We start from the raw sequence: 5,067 nt of genomic DNA, 5'->3' as shown, positions 1-5,067 counted from the left end.
TGGCGTTGGCGCGCCGCTCGCCCCCGCCCCCCTGTCTCCCGGCCCTCCCGGCCTCCCCCCCCCCCGTGCGGCGGGGGGGCGCTACGCGTGTTACACGGTCCGGCCCCACCGGCATGAAGAACGACGAGGGTGTCAGCGCGGGCCGTACTCCTCGGCCCAGGCCTCCACCGAGTCGGCCGCCCGGTCGAAGGCCTCCGCGCGGCCCACGAAGTCCGCGTTGTGCGTGGTCATGAGCGACACCGGCCCCGCCTCGTCCTGGCCCCGGCGCCCGAGCAGCAGTGCCTGTCCCTGCACCGTCCGGGGCAGGTTCAGCCAGCGCACCGGCTGCTGCACCGTACGCACGGAGACGACCTGCTCCCAGGGCGCCGTACGCGTGGTGAGGAAAGCGACGTGGCGCAGCCCCCGCGCGCTGACCCACACACCCATGCGCAGCAGCCGGAGCGCCGCGGCGATGACGAGCAGCGCGAGACCGAACACCACCGCGGCCGACGCCGGTTGGGCCGTCGCGGCGATGATGACCGCCGCGAACAGCACGAACGAGGCGAGCAGCAGCGCGAGCGCGGCCACCACGACCCGCCACGGCCCGGGCCGGTACGGACGCCGCCAGCGGTCGCGGTCCTCGTAGGGCAACGGAACGTCGTCCGCCGCCTCGAAAACGCGGTCGGCCGTCAGGAAGGGCAGGGGCACGGCTGGTCCTCACTCGATCCATGCGTGGGCTGTGCCCGGTGAGGCTACCGATCTGTGTCCCCGGTCACCACCGGCGGGGGGCCGGATGGAGTCACCGCCGGTGCGGTGCGCTTCTAGCGCCTCTCGGACGCCTGGGACTGCTGGGGCTGATCAGCCGTCTTGTCGGGCGTCAGCGCAGGCGTCCCGATGACCAGGGACCCCACGAGCCCCGCCACGATGGTGAGCCCCAGCAGCCAGCGCCCGGCCATCTGACCGAGCGACGACCGCTCGCGCGGCGGCGGGGTGACATTGCTGCGGAACCTGTCGGCCTCGGCGACGAAGGCAAACGGTACGGGTTCACGCCGACCGAACATCAGGGGTACGTCTCCTTCAAGGGTGGAACGGATCACTGTCGTCTGTAGAGACGAACGAACTCCCTCAGAGGTGCCCTGTTTCACCGACTTCATTGCGGCACGGCACCGATCGCGCCGAATCGGCCGGGCCGTAGAGTGGCGTCGCCACACGACGAGATGGGAAGGCCCTGCCAACCGTGACCGACACCCCCGCCGACGACCTCAAGCCCAGCTACCGCAGCGACGTCACCGTCGAGCTGGTCAAGCACACCGCGTCCGACGCGGACGTCCTCTTCGCCGCCCGGGTCTCGACCCTGGGCGAGCAGTCCCTGGACGAGCTGAAGAAGGACCCCGAGCGTTCCAAGGGCCTGATCAACTACCTGATGCGGGACCGGCACGGCAGCCCCTTCGAGCACAACTCGATGACCTTCCTCATCAGCGCCCCGATCTTCGTCTTCCGCGAGTTCATGCGGCACCGCGTCGGCTGGTCGTACAACGAGGAGAGCGGCCGCTACCGCGAGCTCCAGCCCGTCTTCTACGTCCCCGACGAGTCCCGCAAGCTGGTCCAGGAGGGCCGCCCGGGCAAGTACGTCTTCGTCGAGGGCACCCAGGCCCAGCAGGAGCTGACCGGCCGCGTCATGGAGGACTCGTACCGGCAGGCGTACGAGGCCTACCAGGAGATGCTCGCCGCCGGCGTCGCCCGCGAGGTGGCCCGTGCCGTCCTCCCCGTCGGCCTGTACTCGTCGATGTACGCCACCTGCAACGCCCGCTCGCTGATGCACTTCCTCGGCCTGCGCACCCAGCACGAGCTGGCGAAGGTGCCGTCCTTCCCGCAGCGCGAGATCGAGATGGTCGGCGAGAAGATGGAGGCCGAGTGGGCCCGGCTCATGCCGCTCACCTACGCCGCCTTCAACGCGAACGGACGCGTGGCGCCGTAACGCGCCCCGGTTCCCCGATCCGGTACAGATGTACGGTTCAGCCGCGCGAAGTGTCCGTATTGCGGCATTTAGAGAAGTTCATCTAGCCTGATCAAACGGGTCCGGCACTGCTTGAACCCCCGAGCAGGCAGTGCCGGGCTCCACCTTTGTCACGACTTGTCGCCTGCCCCGTGGGCAGACCCGGTCCTGAGCAACGAGTAGCGTGTAACCCATGGCTCCGACCTCGACTCCGCAGACCCCCTTCGGGCGGGTCCTCACCGCCATGGTCACGCCCTTCACGGCGGACGGCGCACTCGACCTCGACGGCGCGCAGCGGCTCGCCGCCCACCTGGTGGACGCAGGCAACGACGGCCTGGTCATCAACGGCACCACCGGCGAGTCCCCGACCACCAGCGACGCGGAGAAAGCGGATCTCGTCCGGGCGGTCCTGGAGGCGGTCGGCGACCGCGCCCACGTGGTGGCCGGAGTCGGCACCAACGACACCCACCACAGCATGGAGCTCGCCCGGGCGGCGGAGCGCACCGGCGCACACGGCCTGCTCGTCGTGACCCCGTACTACAACAAGCCGCCGCAGGAAGGCCTCTACCGGCACTTCACGGCCGTCGCCGACACCACCGGCCTCCCGGTGATGCTCTACGACATCCCCGGCCGCAGCGGCGTCCCGATCAGCACCGAGACGCTCGTCCGCCTCGCCGAGCACCCCCGGATCGTCGCCAACAAGGACGCCAAGGGCGACCTCGGCCGCGCCAGCTGGGCCATCGCCCGCTCCGGCCTCGCCTGGTACTCCGGCGACGACATGCTGAACCTGCCCCTGCTCTCGGTCGGCGCGGTCGGCTTCGTCTCGGTCGTCGGCCACGTCGTCACCCCCGAGCTGCGCGCCCTGGTCGAGGCGTATACCTCGGGCGACGTCCAGAAGGCCACCGAGATCCACCAGAAGCTGCTCGCCGTCTACACGGGCATGTTCCGCACCCAGGGCGTGATGACGACCAAGGCGGCGCTCGCCCTGAAGGGACTGCCCGCCGGGCCCCTGCGCGCGCCCATGGTCGAGTGCGCGCCGGAGGAGATCGAGCAACTCAAGATCGATCTTGCTGCCGGCGGGGTACAGCTCTGACATCAGACTTCGCGCGGACCCCCGCGCACCTGCTTCACAACTGAATAAGCGGGCCACCGGTGCCCGCACCCCACACAGACAACTGCTTCTGCACGAACGTCACGCGCGCCACGTGCCCACCGGTACGTGGCGTGCGTGGTGAGGAGAGTCTTTTGAGTCATCCGCATCCCGAACTCCGCACGCCCCCGCCGCTGCCCGAAGGCGGCCTGCGTGTCACCCCGCTCGGCGGCCTCGGCGAGATCGGCCGGAACATGACGGTCTTCGAATTCGGCGGCCGCCTGCTGATCGTCGACTGCGGAGTGCTCTTCCCCGAGGAGGAGCAGCCCGGAATCGACCTGATCCTGCCGGACTTCTCGTCCATCAGGGACCGCCTCGACGACATCGAGGGCATCGTGCTCACGCACGGGCACGAGGACCACATCGGCGGTGTCCCCTTCCTCCTGCGCGAGAAGCCGGACATCCCGCTGATCGGCTCCAAGCTGACCCTCGCCCTCATCGAGGCCAAGCTCCAGGAGCACCGCATCCGCCCCTACACCCTCGAGGTGGCGGAGGGGCACCGCGAGCGCATCGGCCCCTTCGACTGCGAGTTCATCGCGGTCAACCACTCCATCCCGGACGCGCTGGCCGTGGCCATCCGCACCCCCGCGGGCATGGCCGTCCACACCGGCGACTTCAAGATGGACCAGCTCCCGCTGGACAGCCGCCTCACGGACCTCCACGCGTTCGCACGCCTGAGCGAGGAGGGCATCGACCTCCTCCTCTCGGACTCGACCAACGCCGAGGTGCCCGGCTTCGTCCCGCCCGAGCGGGAGATCTCCAACGTCCTGCGGCAGGTCTTCGCCGGCGCCCGCAAGCGCATCATCGTCGCGAGCTTCGCCAGCCACGTGCACCGCATCCAGCAGATCCTGGACGCGGCGCACGAGTACGGCCGCCGCGTCGCCTTCGTCGGCCGCTCCATGGTCCGCAACATGGGCATCGCACGGGACCTGGGCTATCTGCGCGTCCCGCCGGGCCTCGTCGTGGACGTCAAGACACTCGACGACCTGCCGGACCACGAGGTGGTCCTGGTCTGCACGGGCTCCCAGGGCGAGCCGATGGCGGCCCTGTCCCGTATGGCCAACCGCGACCACCAGATCCGCATCGTCCAGGGCGACACCGTGATCCTGGCGTCGTCCCTGATCCCCGGCAACGAGAACGCGGTCTACCGCGTGATCAACGGCCTCACGCGCTGGGGCGCCAACGTGGTCCACAAGGGCAACGCCAAGGTCCACGTCTCCGGTCACGCCTCGGCGGGCGAGCTGCTGTACTTCTACAACATCTGCCGCCCGAAGAACCTGATGCCGGTGCACGGCGAATGGCGCCACCTGCGGGCCAACGCCGAGCTGGGCGCCCTGACCGGTGTCCCGCACGACCGCATCGTCATCGCCGAGGACGGCGTCGCCGTCGACCTCGTCGAGGGCAAGGCGAAGATCTCCGGCAAGGTCCAGGCGGGATACGTCTACGTCGACGGCCTCTCGGTGGGCGACGTGGGTGAGCCGGCCCTCAAGGACCGCAAGATCCTCGGCGACGAGGGCATCATCTCGGTCTTCGTGGTGATCGACTCGTCCACCGGCAAGATCACCGGCGGCCCGCACATCCAGGCCCGCGGCTCCGGCATCGAGGATTCCGCCTTCTCGGACGTGGCTCCCAGGATCACGGAAGTGCTCGAACGCTCCGCCCAGGACGGCGTGGTGGAACCCCACCAGCTCCAGCAGCTCGTGCGCCGCACGCTGGGCAAGTGGGTCTCGGACACCTACCGGCGCCGGCCGATGATCCTGCCCGTGGTGGTGGAGGTCTGACGGTCCGTCGGGCCTGAGCCCGAGCCAACTGGGAGCGGGGGGGCGCGCATTAGGAAGAGTCGGCGCCCCACCCGGGGGTTTTTAAAAAAAACCGAGGGGGCCGCCCGCGCACAAAAAGTACGCGGGCCCAGGCCCCCCGCGGGGGGGAAAAACAAACAAGA

At 69.7% G+C, this 5,067-nt stretch carries 5 protein-coding genes; 3 read left to right on the top strand and 2 right to left on the bottom strand.

The window, feature by feature from the left end; genetic code table 11:
- Nucleotides 1–132: 132 nt before the first annotated feature.
- Both ACFV20_RS36505 and ACFV20_RS36500 read right to left on the bottom strand, forming a co-directional pair.
- The gene (locus ACFV20_RS36505) at nt 133–687 is read right to left on the bottom strand and encodes a hypothetical protein (RefSeq protein ID WP_385665385.1); all 555 of its coding nucleotides are present in this window, start codon (nt 685–687) and stop codon (nt 133–135) included.
- A gap of 113 nt (nt 688–800) precedes the next feature.
- Nucleotides 801–1,040: a hypothetical protein gene (locus ACFV20_RS36500; RefSeq protein ID WP_385665383.1), complete on the bottom strand. Its 240-nt coding sequence runs from the start codon at nt 1,038–1,040 to the stop codon at nt 801–803.
- A 176-nt stretch (nt 1,041–1,216) separates the two neighbouring features.
- Between ACFV20_RS36500 and thyX the strand changes: the two genes are divergently transcribed.
- From thyX to ACFV20_RS36485, 3 genes are all read left to right on the top strand, one after another.
- The gene (thyX, locus tag ACFV20_RS36495; protein ID WP_107459136.1) at nt 1,217–1,957 is read left to right on the top strand and encodes an FAD-dependent thymidylate synthase; all 741 of its coding nucleotides are present in this window, start codon (nt 1,217–1,219) and stop codon (nt 1,955–1,957) included.
- 211 nt (nt 1,958–2,168) lie between these two features.
- The gene (gene dapA / locus ACFV20_RS36490; RefSeq protein ID WP_234850553.1) at nt 2,169–3,068 is read left to right on the top strand and encodes a 4-hydroxy-tetrahydrodipicolinate synthase; all 900 of its coding nucleotides are present in this window, start codon (nt 2,169–2,171) and stop codon (nt 3,066–3,068) included.
- Between the two features lie 152 nt (nt 3,069–3,220).
- A complete protein-coding gene (locus tag ACFV20_RS36485; protein ID WP_385665378.1) occupies nt 3,221–4,906 on the top strand; it encodes a ribonuclease J in 1,686 nt (561 codons plus the stop codon).
- Nucleotides 4,907–5,067: the final 161 nt, after the last annotated feature.

The sequence above is a fragment of the Streptomyces sp. NPDC059696 genome (genome assembly GCF_042733745.1).
Taxonomy (GTDB): domain Bacteria; phylum Actinomycetota; class Actinomycetes; order Streptomycetales; family Streptomycetaceae; genus Streptomyces.
The sequence above is the reverse complement of the archived record's forward strand: the minus strand, read 5'-3'. Positions and strand labels throughout refer to the sequence as shown.

Bases quoted from the DNA above. Each gene is read 5' to 3' on its own strand.
- ACFV20_RS36500 (WP_385665383.1), bottom strand. From the start codon at position 1,040: ATGTTCGGTCGGCGTGAACCCGTACCGTTTGCCTTCGTCGCCGAGGCC.
- dapA (WP_234850553.1), top strand. From the start codon at position 2,169: ATGGCTCCGACCTCGACTCCGCAGACCCCCTTCGGGCGGGTCCTCACC.